The organism is Streptomyces chumphonensis, from assembly GCF_014779715.1.
In the GTDB taxonomy this organism is placed as follows: Bacteria; Actinomycetota; Actinomycetes; order Streptomycetales; family Streptomycetaceae; genus Streptomyces; species Streptomyces chumphonensis.
The window spans coordinates 185,389-198,298 of sequence record NZ_JACXYU010000003.1; the positions used below are offsets into that span (position 1 = coordinate 185,389).

A 12,910-nucleotide genomic window follows, 5' to 3' on the forward strand; every position below is an offset into this window, starting at 1 on the left:
CGCGGAGCAGGTCCGCATCGCCGCCACCGGCCCCGGCCCGGACATCGCCGCCCCTGCCACCGGAAGACACGCGAACGGCATCGCCGCTACGCGGTCCGCTCCCAAGGGGAGGGCACCGTCAACGAGCTCGCTCACGGACACGGCATGCGCCGCTGCGGCTACCGGGGGCTGCACAAGGCCCGCCGAGAATTCTCCCGGTCGCAGCGTGTCTCAGGCGGCCGGGACCGCGCATCGCCATTGCATAAAACTGTGCTGTTTCGTATAGTCATGCCATCGAGGAGGAGGAACGATGGCGATCAGCGCGGCAGTGGCGGGGGCGAGCGGGTACGCGGGAGGGGAGCTCCTGCGGCTGCTGCTCCAGCACCCCGACGTGCACGTCGGGGCCCTGACCGGGAACTCCAACGCGGGGCGGGAGCTGGGTGAGCTCCAGCCGCAGCTCGGCCCGCTGGCCGACCGCCGCCTGGAGCCCACCACGGCCGAGGCGCTGGCCGGGCACGACGTGGTCTTCCTCGCCCTGCCGCACGGCGAGTCGGCCGCCGTGGCGCGGCAGCTCGGCCCCGCGGCCGACGGCCCGCTGATCGTGGACTGCGGCGCCGACTTCCGGCTCACCGACCCCGACGCCTGGCAGCGCTTCTACGGTACCCCGCACGCCGGAACGTGGCCGTACGGCCTGCCCGAGCTGCCCGGCGCCCGGGACCGGCTGCGCGGCGCCCGTCGGATCGCCGTCCCCGGCTGCTATCCGACGGCCGTCAGCCTCGCCCTCTTCCCCGCCTACGCGGCCGGGCTCACCGAGCCGGAGGCCGTCGTCGTCGCGGCGACCGGCACCTCGGGGGCGGGCAAGGCGCTCAAGCCGCACCTGCTCGGCAGCGAGGTCATGGGCGCGATGAGCCCCTACGGCGTCGGCGGCGTCCACCGGCACACCCCGGAGATGACGCAGAACCTCTCCGCCGTGGCCGGCGAAGCGGTCACGGTCTCCTTCACCCCCACCCTCGCCCCGATGCCGCGCGGCATCCTCGCGACCTGCTCGGCGAAGGCGCGGCCCGGCGTCACCGCGCGGGGGCTGCGCGAGGCGTACGCGAAGGCCCTCGCCGACGAGCCGTTCGTCCGGCTGCTGCCGCAGGACCGGTGGCCGTCCACCGCCCACGTGTACGGCGCGAACACGGTGCTGCTCCAGGTCGCGCTGGACGAGGCCGCCGGACGTGTCGTCGTCGTCTCCGCCCTCGACAACCTCACCAAGGGCACCGCCGGCGGCGCGGTGCAGAGCATGAACATCGCCCTCGGACTGCCCGAGGAGCTGGGACTCACCACGAACGGAGTCGCACCATGAGCGTGACGGCGGCCAAGGGGTTCACGGCGGCGGGCGTCGCCGCCGGGCTCAAGGACAGCGGCGCCCCCGACGTGGCGCTCGTGGTCAACACCGGCCCACGCCTGGCCGCGGCGGGCGTCTTCACCGGCAACCGGGTCAAGGCCGCCCCGGTGCTGTGGTCGCAGCAGGTGCTCGGCGGCGGGCAGGTCTCCGCCGTCGTCCTCAACTCCGGCGGTGCCAACGCCTGCACCGGCCCGCTCGGCTTCCAGGACACCCACGCGACCGCCGAGAAGGCGGCCGAGGTCCTGGGGGTCAGCGCGGCCGAGGTCGCCGTCGCCTCCACCGGGCTGATCGGCCTGCGGCTGCCGATGGACCGGCTGCTGCCCGGGATCGCCACGGCGGCGGAGGCGCTCTCCCCGCACGGCGGCGAGAAGGCCGCCATCGCCATCAAGACGACCGACACCGTGCACAAGACGGCCGTCGTGGAGGGCCCCGGCTGGACGGTCGGGGGCATGGCCAAGGGGGCGGGCATGCTCGCACCGGGCCTGGCCACGATGCTCGTCGTCCTCACCACCGACGCCGACGTCCCGGCCGCCGACCTCGACACCGCGCTCCGCGCCGCCACCCGCACCACCTTCGACCGGGTCGACTCCGACGGCTGCATGTCCACCAACGACACGGTGCTGCTGCTCGCCTCCGGCGCCTCCGGCGTCGTTCCCGGGGCGCCGGAGTTCGCCGAGGCCGTCCGCGCCGTCTGCGACGACCTGGCCCAGCAGCTCGTCCGGGACGCCGAAGGCGCCTCCAAGGACATCCGCATCGAGGTGGTGAACGCCGCCGACGAGGACGAGGCCGTCGACGTCGCCCGGTCGATCGCGCGCAACAACCTCCTCAAGTGCGCCCTCCACGGTGAGGACCCGAACTGGGGCCGGGTGCTGTCCGCCATCGGCACGACGTCCGCCACCTTCGAGCCCGACGAGCTCAACGTCGCCATCAACGGCGTCTGGGTCTGCAAGAAGGGTTCCGTCGGTGAGGACCGCGAACGGGTCGACATGCGGTACCGCGAGGTCCGCATCACCGCCGACCTGGCCGCCGGGCCGCACTCCGCCGTCGTGTGGACCAACGACCTGACCGCCGACTACGTCCACGAGAACAGCGCCTACTCGACATGAGGGTCATGAGCACGCGTCAGCACACCGCCCTGCCGAAGGCCCGCACGCTCATCGAGGCGCTGCCCTGGCTCACCCGGCACCACGGCAAGACGGTCGTCATCAAGTTCGGCGGCAACGCCATGGTCGACGAGGAGCTCAAGGCGGCCTTCGCCCAGGACGTCGTCTTCCTCCGCCACGCCGGGCTGCGCCCCGTCGTCGTCCACGGCGGCGGCCCCCAGATCAGCGCCCAGCTCGACCGGCTCGGTCTCACCTCCGAGTTCAAGGCCGGGCTGCGGGTGACGACACCGGAGACCATGGACGTCGTCCGCATGGTGCTGGCCGGGCAGGTCCAGCGCGAGCTGGTCGGCCTGCTCAACCAGCACGGGCCGCTGGCCGTGGGCATGACCGGCGAGGACGCCCACCTCATGACCGCCACCAAGCGCTGGGCGGACGTCGACGGCGAGCGGGTGGACATCGGCCGCGTCGGCGACGTGTCGGCCGTCGAACCGGGCGCCGTCCGGGCCCTGCTGGACGACGGCCGCATCCCGGTCATCTCCTCCATCGCCCGCAGCGCGGACGACGAGCACGTCTACAACGTCAACGCCGACACGGCCGCCGCCGCGCTGGCCGCCGCACTCGGCGCGGAGACGCTGATGGTCCTCACCGACGTCGAGGGCCTGTACGCGGACTGGCCCCGCAGCGACGACGTCATCAGCCGGCTCACCGTCAGCGAGCTGGAGAAGCTGCTGCCCGACCTGGCCAGCGGCATGGTGCCCAAGATGGAGGGCTGCCTGCACGCCGTGCGCCAGGGTGTGCGGACGGCCCGGGTCATCGACGGGCGGGTCCAGCACGCCATCCTGCTGGAGATCTTCACGGACGAGGGAATCGGCACCATGGTGGTGCCCGACGAGGGGGAGCACGCATGACCACCGGCGCGATCGACACGACGGGCGGCGTCACCGGTGCCGGGCCCGGGAGCGGACCCGGCACCGGGAACGCCGCCCTGACGCGGCGCTGGCAGGGCGCCCTCATGGACAACTACGGCACGCCCCGCATCCCCCTGACGCACGGCGAGGGCGCCCGGCTCTGGGACGCCGACGGCAAGGAGTACCTGGACTTCGTCGGCGGCATCGCCGTCACGTCCCTCGGTACCGGCCACCCCGCCGTCGTGCGCGCCGTCTCCGACCAGGTCGCCACGCTCGCGCACGTCTCGAACCTCTTCATCGCCGAGCCGACGGTCGCCCTCGCCGAACGGCTCCTGGAGCTGGCCGGCCGCCCCGGCGCCGTCTACTTCGCCAACTCGGGCGCCGAGGCGGTCGAGGCGGCCGTCAAGATCGGACGCCGCACCGGGCGCACGCACATGGTCGCCACCGAGGGCGGCTTCCACGGCCGCACCATGGGGGCGCTCGCCCTGACCGGTCAGCCGCAGAAGCAGGATCCGTTCCGGCCGCTGCCCGGCGACGTCACCCACGTCCCCTACGGCGACGTGGAGGCGCTGCGGGCGGCCGTCACCGAGGAGACGGCGCTGTTCGTCGTCGAGCCGGTCCAGGGGGAGAACGGCGTCGTCGTTCCGCCCGAGGGCTACCTCGCCGCCGCGCGGGAGATCACCCGGGCGACCGGCACGCTGCTGGTGGTCGACGAGATCCAGACCGGCATCGGCCGGACCGGGCACTGGTTCGCCGGCCAGGCCCAGGGCGTCGAGCCGGACGTCATCACCCTGGCCAAGGGCCTGGGTGCGGGCCTTCCCCTCGGCGCCACCCTCGCGTTCGGCGACGCGGCCGGGCTGCTGACGCCCGGCCAGCACGGCTCCACCTTCGGCGGCAACCCCGTCGCCTGCGCGGCCGGACTGGCGGTCCTGGAGACGATCGCGGCCGACGGGCTGCTCGCCCACGTCCACCGGGTCGGCTCCCAACTGCGGGACGCCATCTGGGCTTTGGGGCATCCTTTGATCGACCGGGTCCGCGGCGCCGGGCTGCTGCTGGGTATCGTGCTCACCGAGCCCGTCGCCGCCCGGGCCCAACAGGCGGCTCAGGACGCGGGCTTCCTGGTGAACGCCGTCGCCCCGGACGTCGTCCGGCTGGCGCCGCCGCTGATCATCTCGGAGGACGAGGTGGACGCCCTCGTACGGGCGCTCCCCGCCGTCCTGGACGCCGCGGACCCCGCACGATCAGCCCGATGAGCCGGAGAGTGACGATGACCGAGGAGCCCCTCAGCGGACCGGCCGTGCCGCAGACGCGCACGGCCCGGCACCGCCGGATCGTGGACATCCTCGGACGGCAGGCCGTCCGGTCGCAGAGCCAGCTCGCCAAGCTGCTCGCCGACGACGGCCTGTCCGTCACCCAGGCCACGCTCTCCCGCGACCTGGACGAGCTGGGGGCGGTGAAGATCCGCAACACCGGCGGTGAGCTGATCTACGCCGTGCCCGGCGAGGGCGGTGACCGCACGCCCCGCGCCCCGCTCGGGGAGTCGGCGACCGAGGGACGCATGGCGCGGCTGGCGGGGGAGCTGATGATCTCCGCCGAGGCGTCGGCCAACCTCGTCGTCCTGCGCACGCCGCCCGGCGCCGCGCAGTTCCTGGCCTCGGCCATCGACCAGGCGGGCGTGCACGAGATCATCGGCACCATCGCCGGTGACGACACGCTCCTGCTCATCAGCCGCGCGCCCGACGGCGGCCAGGCCCTCGCGGACCACCTCCTGACCCTGGCCCAGCGCCACCGCTAGGGCGCGGGGTCCGCCCGCCACCGGGTGACGCGGCGCGGCCGGGCGGTGGGGCTACGGCGCGGCCGGGGGCGCCGACGGCAGCGGCGGCAGGGGCAGGGGGAGGCCCGGCAGCCCGTCCAGGCTCGTGGGGATGTCCGGCTTCCGCTGGAAGTAGGCGTTCAGCGTCTCGTCCGTCTCCCGCTCGAAGCGGGAGCGGTGCAGGGACCGGTCCTCGTCGTAGGTCATGAACGGCACGGCGTATCCGCAGGTGTCGCGGATGTGCTCGGCGGTGACGACGATGACGGCGCGCAGGCCGTGCGGGGCGCCGTCCGCGTCCGGGAAGCGGGCGAGCAGTCCGGGGAAGCGGGGGTCGTCCCGGAAGACGGGTTCGCCGCGCCCGTGCACGCGGACGATGTTCGGCGGGCCGGTGAAGGCGCACCACATCAGCGTGATCCTGCCGTTCTCGCGCAGGTGGGCGACGGTCTCGGCGTTGCTGCCCGCGTAGTCGAGGTAGGCGACCGTGTGGGCGTCCAGGACGGCGAACGACCCGCGCAGCCCCTTGGGGGAGAGGTTGACCGTGCCGTCGGCCGCGAGGGGCGCGGTGGCGGTGAAGAAGACGGGCTGCTCCTCGATGAAGGCCCGTAGCCTGCCGTCGATGCGTTCGTGGCTTTGACCCATGCGGCGCATTCAACATCATCCGGACCGGCCGGCACCACCCGAAATCGGTGGTGGAAGCGCGGTCCTACCCCGGGCCTGAGCGCGCCAAACCACGACCGCGTTGACGAACCATGCGACGGGATGCATACTTATACCAGTCGCCGTATGGATCGTTAGGAGAACCCCGTGACCGAGCGCGTCGTACTCGCCTACTCCGGCGGCCTGGACACCTCCGTCTGCATCGGATGGATCGCGGAGGAGACCGGGGCCGAGGTCATCGCCGTCGCCGTGGACGTCGGCCAGGGCGGGGAGGACCTGGACGTCATCCGCAAGCGCGCGCTCGCCTGCGGGGCGGTTGAGGCCGAGGTCGCGGACGCCAAGGACGAGTTCGCCGACGAGTACTGCCTGCCGGCGGTGAAGGCCAACGCCCTCTACATGGACCGGTACCCCCTCGTCTCCGCCCTCTCCCGGCCCGTCATCGTCAAGCACCTGGTGGCCGCCGCGAGGAAGCACGGCGCCACCACCGTCGCCCACGGCTGCACCGGCAAGGGCAACGACCAGGTGCGCTTCGAGGCCGGCATCTCCTCCCTCGCCCCCGACCTCACCTGTATCGCCCCCGTCCGGGACTACGCGATGACCCGGGACAAGGCGATCGCCTTCTGCGAGCAGAAGAACCTCCCCATCGCGACGACGAAGAAGTCCCCCTACTCGATCGACCAGAACGTCTTCGGGCGCGCCGTGGAGACCGGCTTCCTGGAGGACATCTGGAACGCCCCGATCGAGGACGTCTACGAGTACACGGAGAACCCGGCCGCCGCCCGGGAGGCCGACGAGGTGGTCATCACCTTCAAGGAGGGCGTCCCCGTCGCCCTCGACGGCAGGCCCGTGACCGTGCTCCAGGCCGTCCAGCAGCTCAACGAGCGGGCCGGGGCCCAGGGGATCGGCCGGATCGACATGGTCGAGGACCGGCTGGTGGGCATCAAGTCGCGCGAGGTCTACGAGGCGCCCGGCGCCATCGCGCTGATCACCGCCCACCAGGAGCTGGAGAACGTCACCGTCGAGCGGGAGCTGGCGCGCTACAAGCGGCAGGTCGAGCAGCGGTGGGGCGAGCTGGTCTACGACGGCCTGTGGTTCTCCCCGCTCAAGCGGGCGCTGGACGGCTTCATCGACGAGGCCAACGCCCACGTCAGCGGCGATGTCCGGATGACGCTGCACGGCGGCCGGGCCGTCGTCACCGGACGGCGCTCCGAGGCGTCGCTGTACGACTTCAACCTCGCCACCTACGACTCCGGCGACACCTTCGACCAGTCGCTGTCCAAGGGCTTCATCGAGCTCTTCGGCATGTCGAGCAAGATCGCCGCGAAGCGGGACCTCGCGCAGTAGCCTGCGCCCGTACGACCCCGGGCGACCCCCGCCGCCCCGCCCCGTGACGGGCGGGGCGGCGGCTTTCACGAGCACGCACGAGTAGGAGCACCCAAGCGATGACCAACGGAGTCGAGCAGGCCGAGGGCGGCGACGTGCGGCTGTGGGGCGGACGCTTCGCCGACGGCCCCTCCGAGGCGCTGGCCAGGCTCAGCGCCTCCGTGCACTTCGACTGGCGGCTCGCCCCCTACGACATCGCCGGCTCCCGGGCCCACGCCCGGGTGCTGCACACCGCCGGACTGCTCACGGCCGAGGAGCTGGAGCGCATGCTCGCCGGCCTGGACCGGCTGGAGGCGGACGTCGCCGACGGCTCGTTCACCGGTACGGTCGCCGACGAGGACGTGCACACCGCGCTGGAACGCGGCCTGCTGGAGCGGCTCGGCCCCGACCTCGGCGGCAAGCTGCGCGCCGGGCGCTCCCGCAACGACCAGGTCGCCACGCTCTTCCGCATGTACCTGCGCGACCACGCCCGGATCATCGGCGGGCTGATCACCGACCTCCAGGAGGCGCTGACCGGACTCGCCGAGGCGCACCCGGACGTCGCGATGCCCGGCCGCACCCACCTCCAGCACGCGCAGCCGGTGCTCTTCGCCCACCACGTGCTCGCCCACGTCCAGGCACTGGGCCGCGACGCCGAGCGGCTGCGCCAGTGGGACGCCCGCACCGCCGTCTCGCCCTACGGCTCCGGCGCGCTGGCCGGTTCCTCGCTCGGGCTCGACCCGGAGGCCGTCGCGGCCGACCTCGGCTTCGAGCACGGCTCGGCGGCCAACTCCATCGACGGCACGGCCTCCCGCGACTTCGTCGCCGAGTTCGCCTTCATCACCGCGATGATCGGGGTCGACCTCTCCCGCATCGCCGAGGAGGTCATCATCTGGAACACGAAGGAGTTCTCCTTCGTGACCCTGCACGACGCCTTCTCGACCGGCTCGTCGATCATGCCGCAGAAGAAGAACCCCGACATCGCGGAGCTGGCGCGGGGCAAGTCGGGCCGGCTCATCGGCAACCTGACGGGGTTGCTGGCCACGCTGAAGGCCCTGCCGCTCGCCTACAACCGCGACCTCCAGGAGGACAAGGAGCCCGTCTTCGACTCCTGCGACCAGCTGGAGGTCCTGCTGCCCGCCTTCACCGGCATGATGGCCACGCTGACGGTCAACCGGGAGCGGATGGCGGAGCTGGCCCCGGCCGGCTTCTCGCTGGCGACCGACATCGCCGAGTGGCTCGTGCGGCGGGGCGTGCCCTTCCGCGTCGCGCACGAGGTGGCGGGGGCGTGCGTCAAGGAGTGCGAGCGCGTCGGGATCGAGCTGGAGGAGCTGACCGACGAGCAGTTCGCCGCCATCTCCCCGCACCTGACGCCCGAGGTCCGCGGCGTGCTGAACGTGCCGGGCGCGCTCGCCTCGCGCGGCGGCCGGGGCGGCACCGCCCCGGCGGCGGTCGCGGCGCAGCTCGCCGAGGTGAAGGCCGATCTGGTGAAGCAGCGCGAGTGGGCGAGCGCCAAGGGGTGAGCACCGGCCGGTCTGGGTACGGTGGTCGCTTCGAGGACCGCCGCCCGGACCGTGCAGGGAGCCCGCGATGCCGTTCGCCCGTCTGGCCACCGCGACCACACCCACCGCCCACATCGGGCTGGGCCTTGCGGCGGTGGGCCGTCCCGGTTACCTCAACCTCGGCCGGGAGGCCGACCTCCCGGCCGAGCGCAGCGTCGAGGCCCTGCGGGAGCGCACGCACGAGCTGCTGGACGCCGCGTACGCGCAGGGGGTGCGCTACATCGACACGGCGCGGTCCTACGGCCGCGCCGAGGAGTTCCTGGGCTCCTGGCTGGACGCCCACCCCGAGGCCGACGACCTGGTGATCGGCAGCAAGTGGGGCTACGCGTACACCGCGAACTGGCGCACCCGGGCGGACGTGCACGAGGTCAAGGAACACAGCCTGGCGATGTACGAGACGCAGCGCGCGGAGACCCGCGATCTGCTCGGCGACCACCTCGACCTCTACCAGATCCACTCCCTGACGCCCGACAGTCCGGCCCTGACCGACACGACCCTGCACGCGCACCTGGCGCGGCTCGCGGAGGAGGGGGTGTCGGTCGGCTTCTCCACCAGCGGCCCGGAGCAGGCCCGCGCCATCCGCGCGGCGCTGGAGGTGCGGGTCGCGGGCGAGCCGCTGTTCCGCTCGGTGCAGGCCACCTACAACCTGTTGGAGCCCTCCGCCGGTCCGGCGCTCGTCGAGGCCCACGACGCCGGGCTCACGGTGATCGTCAAGGAGGCGGTGGCCAACGGCCGGCTCGCCGGGGAGCGGGCGCCGGAGCCGCTGCGCCGGATCGCGGGGGAGCTGGACGCGGGCTGCGACGCCGTCGCGCTGGCCGCCGTGCTGGGCCGCCCGTGGGCGTTCGTCGTCCTCTCCGGCGCCGCCACCGCCGAGCAGTTGTTCACCAATCTGCACGCGGTCACCGTCGAGCTCGGCGAGGAGCACACCGAGGCGCTCGCCGAGCTCATCGAGGAACCGGAGGCGTACTGGCGCCGCCGTGCCGAACTGCCCTGGAACTGACCGGCACGGACACCGGGTCGGCCGTACCGCTGCCACGGATTGAGACGTCAGTGCCCCGAATGAGACATCAATGTCTCACCTGCGCTACCGTTGTCTCATGTCCGTCCCCCGTGAACAGATCCTCAAGGCCGCCGCCGAACTGCTGTCCCGCCGGGCCACGGCGTCCATGGACGAGATCGCCCGCTCCGCCGGCATCAGCCGTGCCACGCTGCACCGGCACTTCGCCGGGCGCGAGGCGCTCGTCGCGGCCCTCGGCGAGCTCGGGATCCGGCAGATCGAGGAGGGTCTGGACGCCGCCCGCATCGACGAGGGCGACCCGGCCGAAGCGCTGCGCCGACTCATCGACGAGGCCACGGCCGTCGCCGGGTTCCTGGCCTTCCTCTACGGCGAGAACGAGCTCTACGAGAGCGACCCGATGGTCGCCGGATGGGCGCGCGTCGACGCCCGGGTGGGCGCGCTCCTGAAGCGGGGCCGGGAGGAGGGCGTCCTGCGCGGTGACCTGTCCACCGCCTGGCTCGTCGACGCGCTGTTCGCCCTCGTCGCCGCCTCGGGCTGGAGCGTCCAGGACGGTCGGCTGGCCCGCAGGGACGCCTCCCGCGTCGTCGCCGAGCTCCTGCTCGGCGGCGCGCTGGAACGGAGTGCCCGATGACCGCGCGGTCCACCGCCGCCGCCCGGCCCGCGGGCGGCCGAGCAGCCGGCCCGGGGCGCTGGCTCGCCCTCGCCGTCCTCGCCCTCGCCGTGCTCCTCGTCGCCATCGACGCCACCGTGCTCGCGCTGGCGACGCCCTTCCTCAGCGAGGACCTGCGGCCCTCGGGCACCCAGCTGCTGTGGATCGGCGACGTCTACTCGTTCGTCATCGCCGGGCTGCTCGTCTCCATGGGCGGTCTCGGCGACCGCGTCGGCCGCAAGCGGCTGCTGCTCGCCGGTGCGGCGGCGTTCGGCGCCCTCTCCGTGCTCAACGCCTACGCCCACAGCCCGGAGGCGATGATCCTCTGGCGCGCGCTCCTCGGCGTCGCCGGGGCCACGCTCATGCCCGCCACCCTCGCGCTGATCCGCAACCTCTTCCACGACCCGCGCGAACGCAGCCTCGCGGTCGGCATCTGGGGGGCGATGGCCTCGGCCGGCGCGGCCGTCGGGCCCGTCGTCGGGGGCTTCCTCCTGGAGCACTTCTGGTGGGGCTCGGTGTTCCTCATCAACCTCCCGGTGATGGCCGTGCTCGTGCTGGTCGGAGCCAGGGTGCTGCCCGAGTCCAAGAACCCCGACCCCGGGCCGTGGGACCTGCCGAGCGTGGGACTGTCGATGGTGGGGCTCGTCGGCGTCGTCTACGCGATCAAGGAGACCGCCGCCCACGGACCCGACCGGTACGCCGCCCTGGCCGGCGCGGTCGGCGCCCTGGCGCTGGCCGCCTTCGTCCGCCGTCAGCTCCGGCTGCCGTCCCCGCTGCTCGACATGCGCCTCTTCCGCCGGCGCGGGTTCTCCGGCGCCGTCCTCGCCGACCTGCTGACGATCCTGGGCCTGTCCGGGCTGATCTTCTTCCTCTCCCAGTTCCTCCAGATGGTGCAGGGCCGCTCGCCGCTCCAGGCGGGGCTCGCCGAACTCCCCGCCGCCCTGGGCGCGGTGGCCGCCGGGCTGCTGGCCGGGCGGGTGGCCAGGGGCACCTCCGTGCGCGGCGCGGTCAGCGGCGGACTCGCGGCCGTCGGCCTGGCGCTGGGCGCCTGCGTGTGGCTGGACGCCACCACGGAGTACTGGCTGCTCGGGTCGGTCCTGCTCGTCGTCGGCATCGGGGCCGGGCTGGCGTTCACGGTGACCGCCGATGTCATCCTCTCCAGCGTGCCCGAGGAGGAGGCCGGGGCGGCCTCGGCCGTCTCGGAGACGGCGTACGAGCTGGGGACGGCGCTCGGCATCGCGCTCCTGGGCTCCGTGGTGACCGGGCTCTACCGGGACTTCACCGTCCCCGCCGGGGTTCCGGCCCAGGACGCCGCCGGGGCACGCGAGTCGCTGGGTGCGGCGGTGGAGACGGCGGGCACCCTGCCGGAGCCGTTGGGCGGCCGACTGCTGTCCGCGGCGCAGGAGGGCTTCACCGAGGGGCTGCGGACCGCCGCCGGCGCCGGTTCGCTGGTGCTGCTCACGGCGGCGGCCGCCGCCTGGTGGCTGCTGCGCGGCCAGCGCCTGGGCGACGCCCCCGAGCGGGAGTGACGCGCCGGCTGCTCAGGCCGCCTTGGCCTTGGTCGCGTAGATGTCGACGTACTCCTGGCCGGACAGCCGCATGACCTCGCTCATGACCTCGTCGGTCACCGCGCGCAGCACGTAGCGGTCGCGGTCCATGCCCTCGTAGCGGGAGAAGTCCAGCGGCTCGCCGAACCGCACGGTGATCCGCAGCCCGGGACCGACGCGGGGCAGTCCGCTGCCGCCCGGCTGCACCCGGTCGGTGCCGATCATCGCGAACGGCACGACCGGGGCGCCCGTCATCAGCGCCAGCCGGGCGATGCCCGTCCGGCCCCGGTAGAGGCGGCCGTCGGGGGAGCGGGTGCCCTCGGGGTAGATGCCGAAGACGTTGCCCTGCTCCAGCACCCGGCGGCCCGTCATCAGGGCCGCCACGCCGCCCCGGCCGCCGTCCCGGTCGACGGGGATCATGCCGCAGCCGGTGAAGAACCACGCCATCAGCCGCCCCTTGAGGCTCGTGCCGGTGACGTACTCGTCCTTGCCGATGAAGAACACCTGACGCTCGGTGACCAGCGGCAGGATCATCGAGTCGATGAACGTCAGGTGGTTGCCCGCGAGGATCACCGGACCCGTGCCCGGGATACGCTCCGCACCCTCGATGCGCGGGCGGAAGAACAGGCGCAGGAACGGTCCGAGTACCGCCCGGATCAGGACGAAACGGCGCATCACGGGTTCAGCCTCCGGTGGGTGGGATCGGTCTGCGCCGCCGGGCGCGTTCACGACGATATCGGGCGCCGGGGGCCCGCGAACCACCGGGTAACCCGCGCCGCCGCACCGCTCGACGGTAACGTCCCGGTGTTTCCGCCGTGTTCCGCACGCCGTCTCCCTCCGGCCACCACGCCGCGTCTACGCTTCGGCGCGTCATCTGCCGGGGACGGGTGCCGGGTTCGCCGTGCGCGCTCCCCGCGCCACC

At 73.4% G+C, this 12,910-nt stretch carries 12 protein-coding genes; 10 read left to right on the top strand and 2 right to left on the bottom strand.

Going from position 1 to position 12,910, the window contains the following annotated elements; all coding sequences use genetic code 11:
* Nucleotides 1-289: 289 nt before the first annotated feature.
* From argC to IF129_RS08560, 5 genes are read left to right on the top strand one after another with little or no spacing between them, the layout of a single operon-like run.
* A complete protein-coding gene (argC, locus tag IF129_RS08540) occupies nt 290-1,327 on the top strand; it encodes an N-acetyl-gamma-glutamyl-phosphate reductase (protein WP_191208915.1) in 1,038 nt (345 codons plus the stop codon).
* Entirely contained in the window at nt 1,324-2,475 is a 1,152-nt protein-coding gene (argJ, locus tag IF129_RS08545) for a bifunctional glutamate N-acetyltransferase/amino-acid acetyltransferase ArgJ (RefSeq protein WP_191208916.1), read from the top strand. The genes argC and argJ overlap by 4 nt, the downstream gene beginning before the upstream one ends.
* Before the next feature lie 5 nt (nt 2,476-2,480).
* Nucleotides 2,481-3,380: an acetylglutamate kinase gene (gene argB, locus IF129_RS08550; protein ID WP_191208917.1), complete on the top strand. Its 900-nt coding sequence runs from the start codon at nt 2,481-2,483 to the stop codon at nt 3,378-3,380.
* Complete coding sequence (locus IF129_RS08555) at nt 3,377-4,633, top strand: acetylornithine transaminase (protein ID WP_191208918.1); 1,257 nt, start codon at nt 3,377-3,379, stop codon at nt 4,631-4,633. Before argB ends, IF129_RS08555 begins: the two co-directional genes overlap by 4 nt.
* A gap of 14 nt (nt 4,634-4,647) precedes the next feature.
* On the top strand, nt 4,648-5,175 hold the full coding sequence (locus tag IF129_RS08560) for an arginine repressor (protein ID WP_191209138.1): 528 nt from the start codon (nt 4,648-4,650) through the stop codon (nt 5,173-5,175).
* Between the two features lie 51 nt (nt 5,176-5,226).
* Here IF129_RS08560 and IF129_RS08565 read toward each other — a convergent pair whose 3' ends face one another.
* The gene (locus tag IF129_RS08565) at nt 5,227-5,832 is read right to left on the bottom strand and encodes a pyridoxamine 5'-phosphate oxidase family protein (protein ID WP_191208919.1); all 606 of its coding nucleotides are present in this window, start codon (nt 5,830-5,832) and stop codon (nt 5,227-5,229) included.
* A gap of 165 nt (nt 5,833-5,997) precedes the next feature.
* Between IF129_RS08565 and IF129_RS08570 the strand changes: the two genes are divergently transcribed.
* The 5 genes from IF129_RS08570 to IF129_RS08590 all read left to right on the top strand — a co-directional run bounded on the left by IF129_RS08570 (nt 5,998) and on the right by IF129_RS08590 (nt 11,970).
* Nucleotides 5,998-7,194, top strand: coding sequence for an argininosuccinate synthase (locus tag IF129_RS08570; RefSeq protein ID WP_191208920.1), 1,197 nt, complete (start codon nt 5,998-6,000; stop codon nt 7,192-7,194).
* 98 nt (nt 7,195-7,292) lie between these two features.
* Nucleotides 7,293-8,735 (top strand): argininosuccinate lyase, encoded by a 1,443-nt coding sequence (gene argH / locus IF129_RS08575; RefSeq protein WP_191208921.1) that lies wholly within the window; start codon nt 7,293-7,295, stop codon nt 8,733-8,735.
* A 67-nt stretch (nt 8,736-8,802) separates the two neighbouring features.
* Entirely contained in the window at nt 8,803-9,774 is a 972-nt protein-coding gene (locus IF129_RS08580; RefSeq protein ID WP_191208922.1) for an aldo/keto reductase, read from the top strand.
* Between the two features lie 97 nt (nt 9,775-9,871).
* Nucleotides 9,872-10,423 carry a TetR/AcrR family transcriptional regulator gene (locus IF129_RS08585; RefSeq protein WP_191208923.1) on the top strand — a complete coding sequence of 184 codons (552 nt, stop codon included), beginning with the start codon at nt 9,872-9,874 and terminating at the stop codon, nt 10,421-10,423.
* Nucleotides 10,420-11,970, top strand: coding sequence for an MFS transporter (locus tag IF129_RS08590; protein ID WP_191208924.1), 1,551 nt, complete (start codon nt 10,420-10,422; stop codon nt 11,968-11,970). Before IF129_RS08585 ends, IF129_RS08590 begins: the two co-directional genes overlap by 4 nt.
* Before the next feature lie 12 nt (nt 11,971-11,982).
* Here IF129_RS08590 and IF129_RS08595 read toward each other — a convergent pair whose 3' ends face one another.
* Nucleotides 11,983-12,663, bottom strand: coding sequence for a lysophospholipid acyltransferase family protein (locus IF129_RS08595; RefSeq protein ID WP_191209139.1), 681 nt, complete (start codon nt 12,661-12,663; stop codon nt 11,983-11,985).
* Nucleotides 12,664-12,910 lie beyond the last annotated feature (247 nt).

What these genes read in the sequence shown, in the direction of transcription:
- argB (WP_191208917.1), top strand. Translation starts at nt 2,481, where the DNA reads ATGAGCACGCGTCAGCACACCGCCCTGCCGAAGGCCCGCACGCTCATC.
- IF129_RS08590 (WP_191208924.1), top strand. Translation starts at nt 10,420, where the DNA reads ATGACCGCGCGGTCCACCGCCGCCGCCCGGCCCGCGGGCGGCCGAGCA.
- argC (WP_191208915.1), top strand. Translation starts at nt 290, where the DNA reads ATGGCGATCAGCGCGGCAGTGGCGGGGGCGAGCGGGTACGCGGGAGGG.
- IF129_RS08560 (WP_191209138.1), top strand. Translation starts at nt 4,648, where the DNA reads ATGACCGAGGAGCCCCTCAGCGGACCGGCCGTGCCGCAGACGCGCACG.
- IF129_RS08555 (WP_191208918.1), top strand. Translation starts at nt 3,377, where the DNA reads ATGACCACCGGCGCGATCGACACGACGGGCGGCGTCACCGGTGCCGGG.
- argJ (WP_191208916.1), top strand. Translation starts at nt 1,324, where the DNA reads ATGAGCGTGACGGCGGCCAAGGGGTTCACGGCGGCGGGCGTCGCCGCC.
- IF129_RS08565 (WP_191208919.1), bottom strand. Translation starts at nt 5,832, where the DNA reads ATGGGTCAAAGCCACGAACGCATCGACGGCAGGCTACGGGCCTTCATC.
- IF129_RS08585 (WP_191208923.1), top strand. Translation starts at nt 9,872, where the DNA reads ATGTCCGTCCCCCGTGAACAGATCCTCAAGGCCGCCGCCGAACTGCTG.
- argH (WP_191208921.1), top strand. Translation starts at nt 7,293, where the DNA reads ATGACCAACGGAGTCGAGCAGGCCGAGGGCGGCGACGTGCGGCTGTGG.
- IF129_RS08580 (WP_191208922.1), top strand. Translation starts at nt 8,803, where the DNA reads ATGCCGTTCGCCCGTCTGGCCACCGCGACCACACCCACCGCCCACATC.
- IF129_RS08595 (WP_191209139.1), bottom strand. Translation starts at nt 12,663, where the DNA reads ATGCGCCGTTTCGTCCTGATCCGGGCGGTACTCGGACCGTTCCTGCGC.